The organism is Legionella jamestowniensis, from assembly GCF_001467745.1.
GTDB lineage: Bacteria > Pseudomonadota > Gammaproteobacteria > Legionellales > Legionellaceae > Tatlockia > Tatlockia jamestowniensis.
The window spans coordinates 569634-589365 of sequence record NZ_LNYG01000013.1; the positions used below are offsets into that span (position 1 = coordinate 569634).

A 19732-nucleotide genomic window follows, 5' to 3' on the forward strand; every position below is an offset into this window, starting at 1 on the left:
TATTTTTATTTCAAATAATTTTTGGTCACTCTGCTTTTTGCAGACGCACCTTAGCGATTCTACGCTTGCCAACCTGAATAATATGGGTTTGACCAACAGGAAGAGTCATAAACGGATCTGTTACTCTTTCACCATCAAGCTTAACAGCACCTTGACCAGTTAATCTTATAGACTCTGATGTGCTTTTTGTCAAATCAAGTTGTTTAAGAAGTTGCGCGATTCCTACTGCCTCCGTACATATAATAGTTTGTTCCTCAATGTCTTCCGGAATTTCCCCTTTTTGAAAGCGCTCAATGAAAGCCATATGTGCCTTTTCAGCTTCCGTTTTATCGTGAAAACGTATAATCAATTCTTTAGCCAGTTCTATTTTGACATCTCTTGGATTTAATCCTTCTTCAACCGATTTCTTAATCGCCGCAATTTCATCGGTAGCCTTAAAGCTTAATAAATCGAGATATCGCCACATCAATTCATCAGAAATAGACATTATTTTTCCAAACATCATTTCTGCGGGTTCACTAATACCAATGTAATTATTTAAAGATTTGGACATTTTTTTAATGCCATCTAATCCTTCAATTAATGGGGTCATCATAATTACTTGAGGCTCTTGCCCATAATGCTTTTGTAATTCTCGGCCCATCAGCAAATTAAATTTTTGATCAGTACCCCCTAACTCCACATCAGCTTTTAAAAATACCGAATCATAGCCTTGTATAAGCGGATAAAGGAATTCATGGATGGCAATAGGTTGTCCTGACATGTAACGTTTATTAAAATCATCCCTTTCAAGCATTCTGGCAACAGTATGTGTCGCAGCCAAACGGATAAGATCCGCTGCATCCATACGACCTAACCACTCTGAATTAAACATAACGGTTGTTTTTTCTGGATCAAGAATTTTAAACACTTGTTGCTGATAAGTTTTCGCATTTTCAAGCACCGCGTCTTCACTAAGTGGCATGCGAGTTATATTTTTTCCAGTTGGGTCTCCAATTCTGGCTGTAAAATCACCAATTAAAAAAATAACCTTATGACCATATAACTGAAATTGGCGCAACTTATTTAAAAGCACTGTATGTCCTAAATGCAAATCAGGTGCCGTAGGGTCAAAGCCAGCCTTTATAATTAATGGCTGTGATTTCAATAATTTCTTTTCAAATTCCTGTTCAGGAAGAATTTCTTCACAACCTCGTTTTAATTCAGTGTATACTGCAAGTTTATTCATCATGACAACAAAACCTTACTTTTATGATTGACCTAACATCCTACAGCGGGTATCTTAGCCCGGTTATTCTATTCTCGCTAGAGGATAGTACTAGGATAAAATTAGAAGCGTTAAGCTTTTTAGTGGTAATGACTAGTTGCGGCTGATTCATCAATCTAAAAGATTGGGTTGAAGTACCTTAACTAAGGGGTCAGAACCAGAAGATGACTGTAATAAGTTTACTGTAGCATTTTAATAACAGCATTCTCCAGGATGACAATAGTAAAGGCGAAACATGGATCAACAACCCAATGTCTCATCACAAAATGCGAATAAGCCCTCTAAATTGATGGCACTGCTTGCTTTGGTAATTGCATTTGCATTGCCTTTCGTCTTGGTTAAGTTATTTCCACATAAGCATCGAGCACATTATTCTGATTCTCCTAAATCCCTGGCAGACATAGAAGACAAGCCAATCCCCCCTATACCTCCTTCTCCTGTACCCCAGGAAGAAAGAAATCCATCGTCCTCCGCTGGAGATACGATGCTGACAGTTATTAATAAAGTTTCAGGGGCTGTGCCTAAAAAAGTTACCAGGATTGAGAAAAAAAAGCCGATACCCGCTGAACCCTCTGCTAAACCACCCGTTACAACTGCCAATACCCAGCCTTCAGACAGAATTATCCAAACTAATGGCTGGAAAATTATTAAAGCGCAGCGGGGGGACTCCTTAGCAGTAATTTTTAAGCGTGTAGGTTTAAGTTCGCAAACACTGCAAACCATTATACATGATAATCCACGCACTAAAGCGTTTTCACAAATAAAACCAGATCAACAAGTAGAGTTCCTTATTCAGAAACAAATTCTAGAAAAAATGATTATGCCTGTTTCGAGTACACAAAACTTGGAAGTTTATCGAGAAGGGCATCATTATAAGAGCAAACTTAATTTTAAAAAAATGGATAGCCGTAATCGTATTGTTACAGCAACGGTGCGCGGATCATTGGCTAGTACTGCTAAACGATACAATATTCCCTATAAGCTCGTGCAGCAAATGACAGAAATATTCACTTGGGATATTAATTTCGCTAAAGAAATACGAGCAGGGGATCAATTTACCATTATTTATCAAGGGCTTTATGTTGGCAATAAACTGGTGGATGCGGGTGAGATATTAGCGGTTAGCTACCGCAATCGCGGAAGAACTTTCCAAGCAGTACGGCACACAGATAGAAGTGGCCATACCGATTACTACTCTCCCCAAGGGGCAAGTTTGAAAAAAGCCTTTGACAGGTACCCTCTTCGCTTTAGCCATATAAGTTCGACCTTTAGTTTATCTCGCTATCATCCTATCCTTCATTATCGTAGGGCACATAAGGGAGTTGATCTAGCGGCCCCTATTGGTACACCAATACGTGCAACCGGGGATGGACGCATTGAAATAATTGGCCGTCAAAGCGGTTATGGAAATATGATTAAAATTAGTCATAACAAAACTTACAGTACTATATATGGTCATATGCTGAAGTTTCAGAAAGGTATATCTCGTGGTACTTATGTTAAGCGAGGACAAGTCATCGGCTATGTTGGACAAACTGGCTTGGCCTCAGGACCACATTGTCATTACGAATTTCATATTAATCGACAACCAAGAAATCCAACTACAGTTGACTTACCACGCGGGTTTCCCATTTCTGGCAGGGAAATGGCAAGCTTTAGAGCTAAATCTGCTCCATTATTGGCACAATTAAAATCCGCTGAAACTGAGCAGCTTGCAAAACGTTAAAAAGCCATTGAAAAATTAAGTCGTCATACCATTAAGCAAATAAATAGCGACATACAACAACGCTTGCGATAATTCCCGCTAAATCAGCCAACAGTCCTGCAGGGATAGCATGTCTAGTTCGTTTTATCCCAACAGCCCCAAAATAAACAGCAATGACATAGAAAGTCGTTTCCGTACTTCCCATCATAGTAGCAGCCATCTTGGATACTAAAGCATCCCCGCCGTTTTGGTGGATGACTTCAGCCATGATACCCGTTGAAGCACTTCCGGAAAAAGGTCGAATAAATGCTAAAGGGAGCAATTCAGTAGGCATGCCTAAGGCTGATAGGATTGGGCCAAAAAAATGACTGAGAAGTTCAAAAAAACCTGAAGCTCGCAACATTCCTATTGCTACTAACATTGCAATTAAGTAAGGAACAATACTGATAACTATTTCAAATCCTTGTTTGGCACCTGTTGTAAACGCATCAAAAACATTAATTTTTTTAATGGCTCCGTATAAAGGGATACCTGCAATAAACGCAAGAAATAGTGAATTGGAAATGTGATTCGCAATATTACTCATTAATGATCTGCCCCTTTGAGCGATAGACTGGTAGTTTTGCTAATTGCTTAACTGCCACAATAGCTACTATCGTTGAAATCATTGTGGCTGCCAATGCGCTAACTATAATACTACTGGGTTGGGTGCTGCCATTCGCTGCAAGAAAAGCAATGGCAGTTGCAGGAATTAATTGTACGCTAGAGGTGTTTATTGCTAAAAAAGTACACATTGCATCACTAGCCTCGTGCGCATTTTTGTTGAGCTTTTCCAATTCTCTCATTGCTTGCAATCCAAATGGCGTTGCCGCATTCGCCAATCCCAACATATTGGCTGCAATGTTCAAAATTATTGCACCCATCGCCGGATGTTCAACAGGGACGTCAGGGAATAAAGGGCGCATTACAGGTTTTAGAAGTCTGGCGAAGCGATTTACTAAACCTGATTCCGAAGCAATACCCATAATGCCTAACCATAAGGTCATAACACCGGCCAAACCTAATGCTATTTCAAATCCCATTTTTGCAGAATCGGTAACAGAATGCACGACTTGGTCAAGGCGTCCTTGAACTACACCGACGATTACAGAAAGAAGAATCATTGATAACCATATGGCATTCAGCATTGTTGTACTCCCACTCCAGTCAGGTTAAAATGTGTCCTTTTTGTTAAATAGGAACTCTATGGACTCTTTTTTATTGGGTATAAAATTATTCCAGAGAATATCATTTTTTGTCTGTCTTATAGTGTTTTCTTTTAAAACGCCTGCGGCGGTTCATCCTAAACAGGAAGAAGCGAATAAAACCCTCAGCGAACTATATCACAATTTGAACAATTTACCGAAATCGGATATGGCAGCTCGTTTGGAGGCTATCAGTTCACAGTTTTTAGGTAAAGAATATCTTCTTGGTGCTCTGGGTGAGGGGATAAAAGGGCGCTTTGACCAAGCCCCGCGCTATCGAACAGATGCATTTGATTGCGATACCTATGTAACTACGGTGTTGGCAATTGCATTAGCCAATGATACCAATAATTTTAAACAGTGCCTATGTCGAATTCGCTATGAAAATGGTCATGTGGCCTATATAAGTCGCAATCATTTTACCTCTTTAGATTGGAATCTAAATAATCAACGTCAAGGGTTTGTCAAAGATATAACCAACACCTTTAAAGATGCCAATAACCAGCCTGTCGCACAAATGGCAAAAGCAGTGATTGATAAGCCTTCCTGGTATCAACATCTCACCACCAAGAATATTAGATTAAATTCGCAAAATAGCGAAAACGAACAGCTCAGGCGTTTGACGGATTTAAAAAACAGAGGCAGTACCCTTCCTAAAATTAACTCTGAGTTACCCTATATCCCACTAACTGCTTTATTTGATGCGCAAGGCTCAGCCAATCAATATTTATTTTCGCAAATCCCCAATGCAGCAATTATTGAAATTGTTCGCCCTAACTGGAATCTCAAAGAGGCTATTGGGACCCATTTAAATGTATCTCATTTAGGCTTTGCCTTTTGGAAAAATGGCACGCTTTATTTTAGAGAAGCCTCAACAGTTCATGGGCGAGTTATTGACGTGCCGTTAATTGACTATTTAAAAGAAGCGTTAAGCAGTCCGACCATTAAGGGAATTAACGTACAAGTCGTCGTCCCTCAAAATCCTTTTTCCAATGGCTGCACCTCAACAAATAATCTATAAGCCAGTATAATTGCTGGCTAAATGATGCAGTATGTACCAATAGCAATCGTTCTATTGTAAGGTAATTTATAAAACTCAATATTTAAATTGGCTGAATAATTACGGGTAAGAAAAGCAAACAGCTTTTCTTGCCAGTAAAACATTAAAGTTCGGTAAGATTTAGAAGCCATTACATTCGGGATTTCTACCAGGTAAGTCGCATTATCAACATTAAGCTCAAAGGACAATAATTTCTGTTTATTAAGCTGCATTAAGGCATCAGGGATAGAAATGGTGTCCATAAAACCATAGTGTAATGTTAACTGGCAAATTCTGGGCGCTAATTGATTGCACTCAAAGCGATGCTTCACACTAACATAAGGTTTATTCTGAACTTTGTAGTTAACAATAAGTATATTCTCTGGAACCGCTAAACTCAGCTTTAAAAAATGAAGAAAGCTGCCACCACTTTGATCATAGGTGTCCGTGATAAAAATACCTGTGACTCCAGGTAACTGATTAAGCGCTTTGTACCTTAGTTGCTTAAGGATTTTTGTAATGTCATCTTTTTGCATATAAAAATTCTTTTGCAAATGTTGCATGCCATTATTCCAGGTGAACATGACCACCGCCACCACAAAGGCAAATAAAACAGGCACCCAACCGCCTGTTAAAAATTTATGAGAATTAGCCCCCAGGAATGCTAAATCAATAAAAATAAAAATACTGAATATGGTAATTACCCACCCCCACGACCAATGCCAAACTTTCCTTGCGGCATAAGCCACCATTGCACTCACCAACAACATATCAAGGTTTACTGCAATACCGTAAGCATGGGCCATACCGCTAGAGTTCTTAAAAGTAAAAATAAGAATTAATGTCCCTATCAGCAAAAAGAAATTTACTTGAGGAATATAAATCTGCCCTGCATGCTCTTTAGAGGTTTGAATAATTGGTAACCTGGGGTAAAGTCCCAATAATACAGCTTGTCTAGTAATAGAAAACGTGGCTGAAATGACGGCCTGAGAAGCAATGACCGTAGCTGCGGTAGAAAGTATTAACAAGGGAATGAAAAACCAATCGGGTGCTAGCATATAGAAGGGATTTTCTATAGCTTCTGGATGAAGTAACAAATTAGCGCCCTGGCCGAAATAGTTGAGAAGCAACCCCGGCAAAGCGATAAAATACCAACTATAACGAATAGCATTTTTGCCAAAATGTCCAATATCAGCATAGAGCGCCTCGCCCCCCGTTATCGCCAGAAACACTCCTCCTAATAAAAAATAACCCTTCCATCCATTGGTCGTAAAAAAATGCCAGGCATAGGAGGGATCAACTGCTTGAAGTACGATGGGATTACGGATTATTTGTACCAATCCCAAAATACCAATGGTGGTAAACCACAACAGAATGATAGGGCCAAATGCTGCACCAATTTTTCCTGTTCCTTTAGACTGCAACACAAACAAAAAGATTAAAATAGTGCTTGCTAAAGGGATAATTAAATTATCAAATTTCGATGAGACTACCTTTAAACCCTCAATCGCCGAGGTAACTGAGATGGCTGGCGTCAGCATGCCATCACCCATAATCAAACCAGCACCAAAAATAGCGAGCAAATAAAATAAGTGTTCATGCTTTGTTTTTTTCTGCTTCAACAGAGCAAATAAAGCCAGAATTCCACCCTCTCCCTCATTATCAGCACGAAAAACAAAAATCAAATACTTTATCGAAATGACAAGCACTAAGGACCAAAAGATTAACGAAAGTATCCCCAACACATCGACAATGTTAATGGGCAGGCCACTTAGCGTTTCACGTACCGCATAGAGAGGACTGGTACCAATATCACCATAAACCACTCCTAATGCGCCAAGAGCCAGAGGAAATGAAAACCTTTTATTCGTCATATTAAACAATTATTTTTTACTTTTGATCCTCACTATAACAAACTATTGTTATTTCGTAGAGTTAAAACAATTTTCTAACGCATTTTGAGCTCAAATTAAAATCTAAGTTGCCGATTGCGAAATGAAAAGGGATCCTTAATAATGAAAAAAGTTATCAATCTAAGGAGTGGGAATGTTACACAAGCACGCTATGAAGTTTTTAGTCTTCATTAGCTTAATTTCATTTGTTTTAAGTAGTTGCTACAGGTATAACCCTCCTTATAACAATTTTAAACCGTATCGACGCGCTTATGTTACAACTCCCCCCGGTGTTATTGCTGGTACGGCAGCAATGGCGGCAGCCGGCGGTCCTGTTTTAGCGGGAACAGCGGTTGGTGCAGCAATGGGAGCAGGAATAGGGGCGCATAAAGATAGTAAACGAGAACTCATTAGACAAATTCAGCGTCATGAGATTCAGTACATTCAATATGGCGACACAGTCACATTTGTCGTCCCCACTGATCGCTATTTTTTATTTAATAGTCCTAGGCTAAATGAGCTTTGTTTCCCAGGGCTGGCTCTCCTTATCAAACTATTAAAAACATTTCCACCTTGCTGCCCTATCTACATCGCAGGTTTCACGAACGATGTTGGTTCGCGTTATCATAAAAATAAGTTGACACAAGCCCAAGCTGAGGCCATGCTGACATTTTTATGGGCTAATGACATTCCAGCTCAACGTTTAAATGCAGAAGGATATGGTGATAAACATCCTGTTTCGGATAACAAACTTGTCCATGGAAGTGCGCAAAATAGGCGTCTGGAAATTCAGGTGTTTTATAGTTGCGCAGCGCAAGCATCCCAACCTGTACCTTATGTAGGCTATATCAAGTAATTTATTGCTTTAACTGGTAGGTGTTTATGAAATCCAGATTTATTGGTGGCATTCTTTTAATTGTCGGTACGTCTATTGGTGGAGGAATGCTTGCATTACCTGTCGCAAATGCAGCTACTGGTTTTTGGCAATCATCACTTTTTTTATTGATTTGCTGGGCTGCTATGACCTTAGGTGCTTTATTTATTTTGGAAGCCAATCTTTATTTGCCCCCAGGTAAACACATGGTTTCGATGGCCGCTTCAACCCTTGGTGGACCGGGGCTTCTTATTGCTTGGCTAAGTTATCTTTTTTTACTTTATACGCTGTTGTCTGCCTACATTTCGGGGGGAGCAGACGTCTTTGGCAGTCTATTTACAGAGATTGGTCTGTCAATGAGTGAATGGCAAGACAGTTTAATATTTACAATGCTTTTTGGTCTTGTCGTTTACGGTGGCATTCGCCGTGTAGATTTACTAAATCGCGCCTTGATGTTTGGTAAGTTGGCCGCCTATCTCATTTTGATTGTATTAATAGCTCCCCATATCAATATTGCTAACATTCAAGGTGGCGATTACCGCTATATTACAGGAACTGTAATGATTCTTATTACTTCTTTTGGCTTTGCAATCATCGTCCCCAATCTGCGTGACTATTTTAATGATGATATTCAAGTGCTAAAAAAAGTAGTGATAATCGGATCTCTTATCCCACTGTTTTGTTATTTGGCATGGGATGCAGTAATAATGGGCAGTTTACCAACAGCGGGGCCAAATGGTTTGGCCGCACTCATGCAAGATCCGCATACAACCAGCACCTTGGCAAAGAATCTTTCAAATACTGTGAACAATACAGTAATTAGCTCACTGTTTAATTTCTTTACCTCCATTTGCATGCTGACCGCTTTTTTAGGGGTGTCACTATGTTTAATAAGCTTTTTAGCGGATGGTTTAAATATGGTGCAACAAGGCCGTCAAGGTCTTGGATTATTTATGATGACCTTCCTCCCGCCACTTCTCATTGTGGTTTATTATCCAGGGGCTTATATTCATGCGTTAAATTATGCTGGTATTTTTTGTGTTATTTTATTACTTCTATTACCTGCTTTAATGACAGTCAGCGGTAGAAAGAAATTCTCTCCCCGATACATCGTACCTGGGGGTAAATTTTCACAGTGGCTAGTGATTATTTTTTCGATCGCTTTACTTATTAATGCAGGTTGGCAATTGATTATCTAACTGTGTATGCTAGGAATTAGTTGAAAAGTATTGACATACAACAGAACATTAATTTATCATATTGATTGATTTTTTTACAAAATGGATGTAGCCGTGCCTAACTCAAAATTCATCGGTGGTATTTTATTAATTGTTGGGACCTCAATTGGCGGCGGGATGCTAGCATTGCCTGTGTCAACAGCAGAAGTAGGATTTACCAACTCCGTTTTTTTTCTGATGATGTGTTGGCTTATTATGACCGTGGGGGCTTTGTTAATTCTTGAAGTGAACTTACGTTTACCTTCAGGCAGCAATATGGTATCCATGGCAAAATCAACACTTGGCATGCCAGGACAAGTCATTGCCTGGATTACTTATCTTTTCCTTCTCTATACACTGCTAGCAGCTTATATTTCAGGAGGTAGTGATGTACTGGGAAGTATTTTGGTGAAAGCCCATATTGAATTGCCCAGTTGGCTTACTTCTTTTGTTTTTACTGCCCTCTTTAGTTGCGTTGTTTATGCTGGAATTCGTGCGGTGGATTATGTCAATCGTGGATTAATGTTCGGTAAACTCGGCGTTTATGTTTTATTAGTGATTATTATTAGTCCCCATGTCAACTTAACTACTTTAAATGGCGGTTCGTTAAAAGCAATCACCGGCAGTTTGATGATTTTGGTGACCTCCTTTGGCTTTGCTTCTATTGTACCTAGCTTGCGTGAGTATTTTAATGATGATGTTAAAGCTTTGCGCAAAGTTATTTTATTCGGTTCATTAATCCCTTTAACTTGCTACATTTTGTGGGACGCAGTCATTATGGGGGTTGTAGCGCGGGAAGGAAGTAATGGCCTAATGGCTTTAATGACCAATGAGCACGCCACAAGTGGTTTAACAAATGCTTTATCCAATGCAGTAAATAGTGAATGGATAACCGGGTTTTTTGGTTTTTTTACCTCAATTTGTATGGTAACGGCTTTTTTAGGGGTTTCCATCGGCTTGTTTGATTTTCTGGCAGATGGCTTGGCTTTAAAAAAATCAGGCCTTCAGGGCAAATGGACTTTGGCACTCACCTTCTTACCCCCCTTGGCCGTGGTCTTGGTCAATCCAGGTATATATCTTCACGCTTTAAGTTATGCCGGAATATGCTGTGTTATATTACTGCTATTATTACCTGCAATTATGACCTGGCGGGCACGTACAGTTGATCCTGAAGGTGGTATCCGGTTAGTTCCTGGCGGTAATATCAGTTTAGCACTAATCGCATTAATTGCCGTGGGTTTGCTAACGCTTGCCCTCTAGCACAGTTGTCAATGCAGATAACTGCATTGACTTGCGTTCATTTAAGCTAGCTCTTGCCATTTAAAATGAGCCATCATTTTTTTAGCAAAATTACCGTCTAACAAATGTTCGAAAGCAAAAGGATCCATCCAATAAGTCTGGAGAATTAATAAGGATTTATAACCTAACTCCAAATTGTTCGCTATTAACTGCTCACATATTTTTATAAATTTCTTGTCAGGACTTCGAGGAGATTGAGGCGCTATAGAACGCTCCTCCAGCATTTTTGCAAACATTTCGTTGAAATACTGCTGTACTAATCGCGGTACTGGTGAATTCCCATCAAAAATACGATGATCTGCACTTATTGATACAGGAAGCATATCTTGTGGTTCAAAAATTTGCGCTTCCTTATTCCAAACCGGCTTGCGCTCAATCTCAAGAATTGTATATTTCATCGCCTCATTATTGCGAAGCGGGGATTTTGTTCCTGTATAACCATAAAAACCAATATTGCTTAATGAAACCACCGCATTACCAGGGGTAGGATAGGCATAAAAACCATTACGATAATCGTAAAGTGCTTTATCGATGGTATTTTTTAAAAAAGGATGTTCTTTTTCCAACTCTTCCCGCTTTTTAAAACAATAAACCATCATCTGCAGAATTTTTCTAATATTTAAGGAAAGTTGTTGATTTGTCATCGTATGGCAGTTTTCAAAAACAATCGTTCCCATATGATCATCACAATCCGGTAATCTTACTATCAATCCGACATAGGCTTCTTTGCTTTGATACATCTTCCCATGACTTAAAAAAGAGCGCCATGAAACATTTTTATCCAAACCTTTACTAATAGTTTGCAGCATGAGTGTCGTTAGTGTTTCCGGGGGGAATTTCTTATTAAAAAAATCAAGACAACTTACATTAATACTGAACTCTCCCACCATGGTTGGATCACTTGGGTTTTCCCACTGGGTCATGAAAACTTTTCGAATAGGTGTCATCTCGACTTCATAACAATTTTGGGTGTAATTCTGAATTTTTGGGAAAATTTCTTCCCACATCTTCATTAGAAAAACCCAATCCTCGCTTGGCTCGATATTAATTTTGGCAAGCTGTTCTAAATGCTTGTCATGTAAATTACGAAGAAATTCAAGAACACCCTCCACACCTAAGAGCGTGGAAATAGAAAACATATATTTATATTGTAAAAAGATGTTGGTAATTAGTTGCTTTTCCAGAAATTCAAGCTTGCGCCGTACAAGCGCCATATCAGGTAAACCAATATCTTTGTATAGATCCGCCTCACAAACATGACGGTGTTCATCTTCAAGGATAGTTGAAAATACCTCCGGGGCAATATCTGCTTTATACAGACTTTTAAAAATCTCCTCAATCCATCCTTCACCAATTAAATTTAACAAAACCACGGCAATCTTGGGACAATCTTCATTGCGAATAAAATTGCACAAAATTTCTATCTCGTCATTGTAAGCAGGTGGTAGAGCATGAGGGGCACACAGTAAATAAACTATTTTGGTAAAGACAATGCCATGAAAAATTTCATCAAGCAATTGGGTTCGCATACGTTGTCGATGCTCTGCTAAAGACATTTTGGCTTCAAATTTTAGCGGAACCTGAATGGCTAAAACCTCTAATTGAGCCAGCATCGAAAACGCATAAATATAAAGGATTTTGTCGTGTTTTAATTCAAAGGGCAGACCATTCTTAAATAGCTTGTCTATACGACGTTTTATCAGCGCTTTTTCCTCTGCGGTAATCTGATTCCAACCCTCTAAAATCCATTGCTCAGAGCCCCAGGTAGGTCTAAGTAAATCATTAAGATCATCCACGCTACTAAATCCAACGTCTATTTTACTGTGTGTGCATCATAACCAGAGCAACCAGAGAGCGTCAACCTTAAATAATAATAGCCACAAAATCTATTTTACATCTGTTCATTTTGCAAATATTGGGTAATACTGCTGTCGTAATAATAAATGCTGCTTCTATGAATAAAACAAAACCTTTTTTGAAATGGGCAGGTAATAAATACCGCTGTATTGAAAAAATCCTTGGCTCCCTACCTCCTGCCAAGCGTCTTATAGAACCTTTTACCGGTTCCGGAGCTGTCTTTATTAACACAGACTATCCGTGTTATTTACTCGCGGAAGAAAACAAAGATTTAGTCATGCTGTACCAGTTTCTTCAACAAGAGGGTACTTCTTTCATAGACTATTGTGCTCAATTTTTTTCCAGCACTAATAATTGTGAAGATAAATACTATTCTTTTCGTGAAGAGTTTAATCGAAGTAATGACTTACGCTATAAAGCAGCTCTCTTTCTTTATTTAAACAGACACGGTTACAATGGACTGTGTCGCTACAATAATCAGGGAATTTATAATGTCCCTTTTGGTCGCTATGTTAAACCCTACTTTCCACGTCATGAAATGCAGCTTTTTTTTCAAAAATGCAATAAAGCAAAATTTTGTATAGGTGATTTCCGACAAACGTTTAAGCAAGCGGAAGCCGGGGATCTAATTTATTGCGACCCGCCTTATACTCCACTGTCTTCCAGCGCTAATTTTGCATCTTATACAAATAAAAAATTCAAAGAAGAAGATCATATCGATTTGGCACGGTTAGCCATGGAAAGTGCAGCACGCGGCATTACTGTAATCATCTCTAATCATGACACGGAATTTACCCGACATCATTATAGCCATAGTAAAATTATTTCATTCCCAGTAAGCCGCTTTATCAGTTGTAATCCCTTAAAACGACAACCGGCACAAGAGCTTGTAGCTATATTCAGTTAAGAAATAAGGTCGTTGATATATCCACATGGTATTTACGAAGAGATATTATATGACGTCAATATTCCCTACAAATAAGGTTCGGCTGAAAACCAAAACAAGTCTTTTAAATCTTTAAAAACTATCCCTACCCCTGTAAATCTTTGCTTCATGAATACGTCTTAATTGCTCAATTTTGTTGTAGAACAGAAAATTAGAGTTATTGAGTGACTTGTATAATTTTTCAGAAGATAGTGAGTTTAGAAAAATTTATCTAAGATACAATAAATCAACTATATCTGATATTCAGGATTATCAGACTTTAAAAAATCGTCTGGCGCGTGGATTCAACTCGCTAAAGTTCATAAAACTAATCACTTTTTAAATCCTACCCAATTCCATCTTTTATAGTAAGGTATCCCACATTTTGGAATTTCTTGTTTTATAATATTTAAAATGAATTTATGAGACGTTGTGGTTTTAGTCCTATCGCAATTGAAGAATTGAAAGGACATTGAAATTTTTAAAATTGCATCTATAATCCAGCACTTACTCTCAAGAAGTATCCAAAATAAGCCATGTTATCTATTTGGGAAAATAATTATGAGAATGTTTAAAGAAAAACCGATAACCCAAGAAGAGAACCCGATGACTCTAAAAAAAAGAGTCGAATTTTTAAATAATGTTATTTCTGTATTATCTCGTGATCCCTCAATGCGAGACGAAGAGAAGCAAAAGATCTTAGTTGGTTCATTGTTGTATACAGATTTAACTAAAGAGGTTGGCCTGACTAAAAATGACATAATAGAAATAATAGCAAAGCCTTAATGAATTTCTCTTATCGTCCTATGCTTGGTTTCAGAAGTAATCAGACTTAATGAGTGAATTTTAACCTTCCCTATCAGACAATTTCATTATTGGAAATTTAGTGATTTACCTGAATATTTGGTAGTCTCCATACCTATTACTAGATTAATTACGAGAAAATGCATGAATTTTAAAGCCCCTAGGATTTACTTTATTAATTCAACTTATTTTTAGCAAGTATTGTTCTTGGATTTCTTTTAGATCCAATAATGGGCATTTGGTTGGCCAAATTCTACTTTTTTATTATTGGTTCATTTTTTATATATCGATTCTTTAGAGAGTTCTATAAAACATAATTGTTATATAGAAAATTTTTATTTTATCTACAAAGTCTGAATCTAAAGGAGTGGGCTAAATTGATTATTAATTGATCATGGCTTATCCTATATGGCCTACTTTATATCAATATTTGCTATGATCAAGATAATTATACTAATTTTTGCTTTTTTTTATAACTTTACTCTTCATGCATCAGACAATGTTACTTGTCCATCCAATCTAACTTGTGATAATGATACACATACTTGCGATATGCCATCAGGATGGGTTTTAGATACACGTTCAGCCTTTGAGGATTTCTCTTATCAAAATACTATTTTAGCCAAAGTTATTAGCTACAAAACTGCTGATAAACAACCAACTATTGACCTAAGATGCTACTATTCTTACGGCGAATATTCAGTAATCTCTATTTACACATATGTAAAAGCATTAACAGGTGTTAACTGGGAATTTTCCAGTAGTGGTAAGAAAGCTGAATGTTCAGATTTAACAGATTCATCAACCTGCGCTGGTATTAACCAATTGAATAATACGATTGCTCATAAAACTCATTTACAAGAAATGTATGATGCTATAGCCTTAACAGAGTCATCCTCTTGCAATAATGCTTGCAAAAAAATGACTATCAAAGTCCGCGGAAATTCAGCTCACTTTTACTGTTTGCATAAACAAGATGCGCCATCGGGATGGGGCTGGGTAGAAGATGGAAATTCACAGCAAGCACTACCATTATGTGAATGTCATCCTGTGAGTCGTCCGGAAAAAAGATATTATGTGTATTGCGCATAAAATAAAAATTTGGTCATATCAACATTGGAAATTTAATAAAATTCAGGTTTTTTAGACCTTTATTCCCATGTCTATAAGCTTCTTATTGAACCTTTCAGTATATGGGATTAACCCTATTAATTTCACTTTTAAGCCATTACCTGTCTTCACTTATCAAATCTGGTTTTAGAATTAATCAGACTTTTGGTTATTTCCTTATTTCAAGTTTTTATAATTATCCTCTTAAATTTTTAATACTTAGCTCTTGTGGCAAAATTGGTCCTTCGTCTTTTATCAAACCATAAGTAGTTGGCCTAAAGAGAGCATTTAGAATGATATCTTGATTTTCTTTTACACAGCTACTTTCTGGCTCTTTCATCATTGCAAGATAGGTCTTTAACATTGCAATTCGCTCATGAGCATCTTGCGACATATGCATGTTGGCTATATAGATTTTTGAAAATAACCGAATCAGCCATAAGCTGACAAAGGAAATTAATAACAGCTTAGACATGATCCAAAGCGGAGTATAGGTATTTGGCAAAAATGGAATTTGAATAGAAGCTTCACTATTGAATAAATTAGAAAATTGAAAAAACAGTAAAATAAAACCAATAGTTGTAAAAACGGTTAAGCCTCCAAATAGCCACATGTTTCTTTTATGAGCTTTTTGCTTGTCTTTCCAATAGATTACGGGCGCTTCAAGTGAAAGCTTAGTTCTGTATATTTTCTCTAATTCTTTGGCTTGCTGTTTTGAACTTTCAATAACCTCTTTGAAAGCATCGATTTGAGTTGCTATCTCCTTTTCAATGTCCTCTTTACGTTGATGCAAACTCTTAATTATTTCTTGGTGGTCCTCTATGATCTCTTCAAATTGAATTTTATAACTTTTAAGAAATGTATCTATTATCCCTTTAGAAGCTTTTATTGTGCTTTTTGAGCCTCGTAAATAGTTCTGTGCCATTAAAAAGCCATCAAATACTTTCTTATTGAAAAGTGCAACTTTTAAATCGGCCAAATATGCAAATACAGCCACGGCTTCATCAGTAGAATTATCTTCCTTAGTTTGGTGAATAAAATTAATGTCTCCTTCTGTAAGATCTAATATTTTTGAGGACTTCTTTAATGTGTTGAAAGCATTGGATAGACTACTAGAATGGCTAATACCAAAACTTGGGTTGCCTAATGCTAAGTTTACATTAGATACAAATTGCTGAAAGGAAGAGTCATTCAAGATCATTTTAGCTTCGCTGCCATCTAGAAATGAAAATTTTTTTCTAAAAATATTTAACCATTCTCTCAGCTCTTCTTTGCTGTAAAATACTAAATCATTGAATTGAAAAAAAGCTGTCTTCACGTGTGAATCCTATATAACTTTAGGAGAAAGAAAAATAATAGAGTGAGGCGCAGAACTCTCGTATTAACTGAAAGATAAATTTTTCGTTTGATAAGTTTTTACTTCAACCATCATATGTATTCCATCCTGTTCTAAGGAATCTTGTAATGCCAATGCTATAAAATGCTCTGGAGAATAACCCAGAGTTTCTGCAAATTGCTTTGCCTTTTTTGCGCTGACAATTTTCCTATCGTGCTCTAAATCACATAAATACTGTTTAGAAACACCTAACCGTTGAGCAAAATTAATTTGATTTTCGTTTTCTCCTTGACGAATAGCACGAATGGCTTTTCCTAAAGACATGCGCCCTACTAACTTTTCTAGATGCTCTTTTGCATTAGTATTCATGCTTGTTTACCTCGATTACAGAAATTATTACTATGTCATTTTGCTCGTTTTCAACATAAATTGCTCTATAAGCTTTATTTAATCTTATTGAGCGTTGGCCTTGTCTATCCCCTTTTAAGGGTTCGTCATGAAAACCAGGTATGGTTCTAATCTTTTGAATTCCCATGCGCTCTACTGAGTCCACCCAAAGTAATAACTTCTCTTTAATATATACAGGAATTTTTATTAAATCCTTCTGTGCATTTATTGTTAATTCAATTTGACAAGGCTTCAATTTTGGTAATCTGTTTATCTTCTGTCTTAACAATACACCAAATTAGTGTACTATTATATAAATAAAACTCAAAAACAACAATTGGCTATGCTGACAAAAAATTTTCGCGAATTTAATCGACTATAGATGTCCAACTATAGATGTCAAAGATTTATTAATTCCTTTGTTTCATTTAAATTAAATTATTAGCTACTCTTTTCGAGACCAATATCAATGACAATTTTGCTATCTTTGCTCGCTCTTATTTTTTTGTTGGCCAAGATTGTTGATTCTAAGTCTCAGGTTTTTAGCGGATTTTTTGGTGATGTCCTAGTATTTGTCCTTGTAATTGTCATTTTATTTTTAATCTTTCTATTTATCGCAAGAGTAACTCGTTGGGTTGAAATCCTTAATAAGGAACCTCTTCCAACTCCAAAAATAAGAATTAAGGATCTTTTTAAAGATTTTAAAAATAATTGGAAAAGTGAAAAAGTAATAGGATTTTTTATAGGAGTTATTTTTTTAGCGATTTTATTAATTTTTGGAAATTTCGTTTGGAATATATATTTTCAAAAAACTTATGTATGCAAAGATGATGATGATAAAATTTATTTTTTAGTATTTGGAGCACATGGAGCTGCTCTTATTTACGATAATAATAAAAATTTAATTACATCTACTAAATATTACAACGTTGGAAAAAATAGATTTATCGGTGAAAACGGGTGGGAAGGATGGCCAGGAGTAGAAAAAAATAGCATGGTAGTTCGTTATAGAGATAAAAATGGAGTTTTAAACGAATTTTACTATGGTTGCTTATTAAAAAAGGGATTTTTTAAATAAAGATTCCCCCCAAACTTTTACAGAAACGCATTTGTATTAAGAACTAAATAACTCCTCAATTGTAAACTGCATTTCATCCTGACTTGGCTTGGCATAACGAAATATTTCCTTAATCGAGACATTGCCACTTAATTCCTGAGCAAAATGTACTCCATGCTTATCAGTCACTTTTTTCAAGAACGTATGTCTTAGCTTATGAAGCGTAAACTCAAATTGCTCATTCCCTGGCGCAAGTGCAGAGACTTGCTTTAAAACACGCTGACAAATGCGATAAATGTTACGGGTATTGATTCGATTTCCTGCTCTGTTTACAAATAGCGGTTCATTAGGCTCAGTAAGGCGAGTTTCTAAATACTGATCCAGATGTTCTCTGGCAAAGGTACTTTATTAGTAACACGCTTACTCTTATGGCGAACAACCGAATGAAGCCCTTTCGAGTGATATTGCTCCACATTCAAAGATACTAATTCCGATTCGCGTAAGCCTGTTCCTAATAACACATAAAAAATTAGCTGTTTCCAGTAAGGCGTTTTGATTTTTGCGGGTACAGATTTTTTTACGCTGTTCGCAAGCAGATTTTAATCGCATGAGCTGTTTGGAGGTAAGGCCATTCCATTCTGGCGCGTCTGTTTGTAAATCTTTAACACCTGATAAAGGGTCGCCTGCAATTAATGGCCTTTGGTGAAGCCATCGACCGGCATGACGAACAGTTGCCATAGTACGGTTAATTGAGGTGGCCTTGTAGGGTTTTCCAGTTTTTTCAGAAATAGTGCTACTTAAAGAACGTTGAAATTATTTACTGACCGCTGGTGTCCAATTGTCCACCTCGTCATGCCCTACTGCCCTATGAAAGAAATTTAAGAACTTATTCAAATCTTTTTGTTTGGCTTGTTCGGTTTTTAAAGGCGCCCCTCTGACATGAACTTGAAAATAAAATGACAACCAGGCCGATAAGGAATTGGTGTCAAAATGAACATCCAAGGGGTGAGAAATCTTATCTACCCCAAACTTTGAATTTTTGTCATTTCTTCCATTCAGTAAATTCAAGGCGCGCACTCCTTCATGATTTTTCCCATTATATCTTATTTGGGGTAGATAAGGTACGTTATCTAGCATCCATCCCCATGGTTTCAAGATCGATAATCGTCGCTACAAATAATTTAGGGTCTTGATAAGACTCTCGTTTAAATTGATTCGGAATTCGCTTGAGAATACGGTAATCAGGATGGTTTGAAAGACTATCTAATAATTGGTCGTTCATATCCTACATTCTTTATAAACTACTTTTTGTTATGGCTTCTTTAAAAGCCCCGAAAATCAATCGAAAATCCTTTGCCACTTTTAAAATTTTCAAAGGTAACATATGTAAGATCTATGTAGTAATAAAAGGAGATACAACAACGAATACCTCCATTTTTTTATTGTTCATTTCTCTACAAAATTTAATCTTTCCTTTTTTTCCACTTCATTTCTATTTCAAGCTCACATTCATTACTCTCTTCTTCGTACTCAAATTCAACAAAAACATCTACCGGAACATAAACACGTTTTTTGTCAACTTGTATTTGAAATCCTTTGTTTTGCTCAATGGCATCTGCTATTCGTCGTAATTTATTTGCCACTGCTGATGAACCATAGGTTTTTTCTAGCTCTATTACATCCTTGTCTGCCATAACCATCTCCGAAATAATTACTGTA

General features: G+C 37.0%; 22 protein-coding genes. 9 read left to right on the forward strand and 13 right to left on the reverse strand.

What is annotated here, in order from left to right; translation table 11 throughout:
• Positions 1-25: 25 nt before the first annotated feature.
• Positions 26-1231 carry a tyrosine--tRNA ligase gene (tyrS, locus tag Ljam_RS06900; protein ID WP_058449387.1) on the reverse strand — a complete coding sequence of 402 codons (1206 nt, stop codon included), beginning with the start codon at positions 1229-1231 and terminating at the stop codon, positions 26-28.
• Positions 1232-1502: 271 nt separating this feature from the next.
• Here tyrS and Ljam_RS06905 point away from each other — a divergent pair, with 271 nt between their 5' ends.
• A complete protein-coding gene (locus Ljam_RS06905; RefSeq protein ID WP_058449388.1) occupies positions 1503-2993 on the forward strand; it encodes a peptidoglycan DD-metalloendopeptidase family protein in 1491 nt (496 codons plus the stop codon).
• 31 nt (positions 2994-3024) lie between these two features.
• Here Ljam_RS06905 and Ljam_RS06910 read toward each other — a convergent pair whose 3' ends face one another.
• On the reverse strand, positions 3025-3558 hold the full coding sequence (locus Ljam_RS06910; protein WP_058449389.1) for a spore maturation protein: 534 nt from the start codon (positions 3556-3558) through the stop codon (positions 3025-3027).
• Positions 3551-4159 (reverse strand): nucleoside recognition domain-containing protein, encoded by a 609-nt coding sequence (locus Ljam_RS06915; RefSeq protein ID WP_058449390.1) that lies wholly within the window; start codon positions 4157-4159, stop codon positions 3551-3553. The genes Ljam_RS06910 and Ljam_RS06915 overlap by 8 nt, the downstream gene beginning before the upstream one ends.
• A gap of 58 nt (positions 4160-4217) precedes the next feature.
• On the opposite strand from Ljam_RS06915, the gene Ljam_RS06920 reads away from it, so the two are divergent.
• Positions 4218-5237: an N-acetylmuramoyl-L-alanine amidase-like domain-containing protein gene (locus Ljam_RS06920; RefSeq protein WP_058449391.1), complete on the forward strand. Its 1020-nt coding sequence runs from the start codon at positions 4218-4220 to the stop codon at positions 5235-5237.
• Between the two features lie 17 nt (positions 5238-5254).
• Here the strand turns inward: Ljam_RS06920 and Ljam_RS06925 are convergent, their stop codons facing one another.
• Complete coding sequence (locus Ljam_RS06925; RefSeq protein WP_058449392.1) at positions 5255-7129, reverse strand: potassium transporter Kup; 1875 nt, start codon at positions 7127-7129, stop codon at positions 5255-5257.
• 172 nt (positions 7130-7301) lie between these two features.
• On the opposite strand from Ljam_RS06925, the gene cmpA reads away from it, so the two are divergent.
• From cmpA to Ljam_RS06940, 3 genes are all read left to right on the forward strand, one after another.
• Positions 7302-8003, forward strand: coding sequence for a C-OmpA-like family protein CmpA (cmpA, locus tag Ljam_RS06930; RefSeq protein ID WP_058449393.1), 702 nt, complete (start codon positions 7302-7304; stop codon positions 8001-8003).
• A 26-nt stretch (positions 8004-8029) separates the two neighbouring features.
• Positions 8030-9220, forward strand: a complete 1191-nt coding sequence (locus Ljam_RS06935) for an amino acid permease (RefSeq protein ID WP_058449394.1) — start codon at positions 8030-8032, stop codon at positions 9218-9220.
• A gap of 93 nt (positions 9221-9313) precedes the next feature.
• On the forward strand, positions 9314-10498 hold the full coding sequence (locus tag Ljam_RS06940; protein ID WP_058449395.1) for an amino acid permease: 1185 nt from the start codon (positions 9314-9316) through the stop codon (positions 10496-10498).
• 41 nt (positions 10499-10539) lie between these two features.
• On the opposite strand, the gene Ljam_RS06945 is transcribed toward Ljam_RS06940, so the two are convergent.
• Positions 10540-12333 (reverse strand): 2-oxo acid dehydrogenase subunit E2, encoded by a 1794-nt coding sequence (locus Ljam_RS06945; protein ID WP_058449396.1) that lies wholly within the window; start codon positions 12331-12333, stop codon positions 10540-10542.
• Between the two features lie 158 nt (positions 12334-12491).
• Here Ljam_RS06945 and Ljam_RS06950 point away from each other — a divergent pair, with 158 nt between their 5' ends.
• The 3 genes from Ljam_RS06950 (at position 12492) to Ljam_RS06960 (ending at position 15215) form a co-directional block, all read left to right on the forward strand.
• Positions 12492-13301, forward strand: a complete 810-nt coding sequence (locus tag Ljam_RS06950; RefSeq protein ID WP_058449397.1) for a Dam family site-specific DNA-(adenine-N6)-methyltransferase — start codon at positions 12492-12494, stop codon at positions 13299-13301.
• A gap of 579 nt (positions 13302-13880) precedes the next feature.
• Positions 13881-14105 carry a hypothetical protein gene (locus Ljam_RS06955; RefSeq protein WP_058449398.1) on the forward strand — a complete coding sequence of 75 codons (225 nt, stop codon included), beginning with the start codon at positions 13881-13883 and terminating at the stop codon, positions 14103-14105.
• A gap of 426 nt (positions 14106-14531) precedes the next feature.
• Positions 14532-15215 carry a hypothetical protein gene (locus Ljam_RS06960; RefSeq protein WP_058449399.1) on the forward strand — a complete coding sequence of 228 codons (684 nt, stop codon included), beginning with the start codon at positions 14532-14534 and terminating at the stop codon, positions 15213-15215.
• Between the two features lie 214 nt (positions 15216-15429).
• On the opposite strand, the gene Ljam_RS06965 is transcribed toward Ljam_RS06960, so the two are convergent.
• The 3 genes from Ljam_RS06965 to Ljam_RS06975 all read right to left on the reverse strand — a co-directional run bounded on the left by Ljam_RS06965 (position 15430) and on the right by Ljam_RS06975 (position 17212).
• Positions 15430-16551, reverse strand: a complete 1122-nt coding sequence (locus tag Ljam_RS06965; protein ID WP_058449400.1) for a DUF6161 domain-containing protein — start codon at positions 16549-16551, stop codon at positions 15430-15432.
• Positions 16552-16614: 63 nt separating this feature from the next.
• Complete coding sequence (locus tag Ljam_RS06970) at positions 16615-16938, reverse strand: helix-turn-helix domain-containing protein (protein ID WP_058449401.1); 324 nt, start codon at positions 16936-16938, stop codon at positions 16615-16617.
• A complete protein-coding gene (locus tag Ljam_RS06975) occupies positions 16928-17212 on the reverse strand; it encodes a type II toxin-antitoxin system mRNA interferase toxin, RelE/StbE family (RefSeq protein ID WP_058450755.1) in 285 nt (94 codons plus the stop codon). Before Ljam_RS06975 ends, Ljam_RS06970 begins: the two co-directional genes overlap by 11 nt.
• 213 nt (positions 17213-17425) lie before the next feature.
• Here Ljam_RS06975 and Ljam_RS06980 point away from each other — a divergent pair, with 213 nt between their 5' ends.
• Positions 17426-18034 carry a hypothetical protein gene (locus tag Ljam_RS06980; RefSeq protein WP_058449402.1) on the forward strand — a complete coding sequence of 203 codons (609 nt, stop codon included), beginning with the start codon at positions 17426-17428 and terminating at the stop codon, positions 18032-18034.
• A gap of 36 nt (positions 18035-18070) precedes the next feature.
• On the opposite strand, the gene Ljam_RS15505 is transcribed toward Ljam_RS06980, so the two are convergent.
• From Ljam_RS15505 to Ljam_RS06990, 5 genes are all read right to left on the reverse strand, one after another.
• A complete protein-coding gene (locus tag Ljam_RS15505; protein WP_238583744.1) occupies positions 18071-18397 on the reverse strand; it encodes a tyrosine-type recombinase/integrase in 327 nt (108 codons plus the stop codon).
• 42 nt (positions 18398-18439) lie between these two features.
• Positions 18440-18751: a hypothetical protein gene (locus Ljam_RS15510; RefSeq protein WP_238583705.1), complete on the reverse strand. Its 312-nt coding sequence runs from the start codon at positions 18749-18751 to the stop codon at positions 18440-18442.
• A 75-nt stretch (positions 18752-18826) separates the two neighbouring features.
• Positions 18827-19150, reverse strand: coding sequence for a B9 domain-containing protein (locus tag Ljam_RS15515; RefSeq protein ID WP_082651594.1), 324 nt, complete (start codon positions 19148-19150; stop codon positions 18827-18829).
• Positions 19140-19295, reverse strand: coding sequence for a hypothetical protein (locus Ljam_RS15170; RefSeq protein ID WP_156411919.1), 156 nt, complete (start codon positions 19293-19295; stop codon positions 19140-19142). Before Ljam_RS15170 ends, Ljam_RS15515 begins: the two co-directional genes overlap by 11 nt.
• Before the next feature lie 181 nt (positions 19296-19476).
• Positions 19477-19707 carry an amphi-Trp domain-containing protein gene (locus Ljam_RS06990; protein WP_058449403.1) on the reverse strand — a complete coding sequence of 77 codons (231 nt, stop codon included), beginning with the start codon at positions 19705-19707 and terminating at the stop codon, positions 19477-19479.
• Between the last annotated feature and the right edge of the window lie 25 nt (positions 19708-19732).

Coding starts and splice junctions, on each gene's coding strand:
- tyrS (WP_058449387.1), bottom strand. CDS start 1,231: ATGATGAATAAACTTGCAGTATACACTGAATTAAAACGAGGTTGTGAA.
- Ljam_RS06935 (WP_058449394.1), top strand. CDS start 8,030: ATGAAATCCAGATTTATTGGTGGCATTCTTTTAATTGTCGGTACGTCT.
- Ljam_RS06955 (WP_058449398.1), top strand. CDS start 13,881: ATGAGAATGTTTAAAGAAAAACCGATAACCCAAGAAGAGAACCCGATG.
- Ljam_RS06980 (WP_058449402.1), top strand. CDS start 17,426: ATGACAATTTTGCTATCTTTGCTCGCTCTTATTTTTTTGTTGGCCAAG.
- Ljam_RS06950 (WP_058449397.1), top strand. CDS start 12,492: ATGAATAAAACAAAACCTTTTTTGAAATGGGCAGGTAATAAATACCGC.
- Ljam_RS06915 (WP_058449390.1), bottom strand. CDS start 4,159: ATGCTGAATGCCATATGGTTATCAATGATTCTTCTTTCTGTAATCGTC.
- Ljam_RS06960 (WP_058449399.1), top strand. CDS start 14,532: ATGGCCTACTTTATATCAATATTTGCTATGATCAAGATAATTATACTA.
- Ljam_RS15510 (WP_238583705.1), bottom strand. CDS start 18,751: ATGGCAACTGTTCGTCATGCCGGTCGATGGCTTCACCAAAGGCCATTA.
- Ljam_RS06910 (WP_058449389.1), bottom strand. CDS start 3,558: ATGAGTAATATTGCGAATCACATTTCCAATTCACTATTTCTTGCGTTT.
- Ljam_RS15170 (WP_156411919.1), bottom strand. CDS start 19,295: ATGAACGACCAATTATTAGATAGTCTTTCAAACCATCCTGATTACCGT.
- cmpA (WP_058449393.1), top strand. CDS start 7,302: ATGTTACACAAGCACGCTATGAAGTTTTTAGTCTTCATTAGCTTAATT.
- Ljam_RS06970 (WP_058449401.1), bottom strand. CDS start 16,938: ATGAATACTAATGCAAAAGAGCATCTAGAAAAGTTAGTAGGGCGCATG.
- Ljam_RS06920 (WP_058449391.1), top strand. CDS start 4,218: ATGGACTCTTTTTTATTGGGTATAAAATTATTCCAGAGAATATCATTT.
- Ljam_RS06905 (WP_058449388.1), top strand. CDS start 1,503: ATGGATCAACAACCCAATGTCTCATCACAAAATGCGAATAAGCCCTCT.
- Ljam_RS06990 (WP_058449403.1), bottom strand. CDS start 19,707: ATGGCAGACAAGGATGTAATAGAGCTAGAAAAAACCTATGGTTCATCA.
- Ljam_RS06925 (WP_058449392.1), bottom strand. CDS start 7,129: ATGACGAATAAAAGGTTTTCATTTCCTCTGGCTCTTGGCGCATTAGGA.
- Ljam_RS15515 (WP_082651594.1), bottom strand. CDS start 19,150: ATGCTAGATAACGTACCTTATCTACCCCAAATAAGATATAATGGGAAA.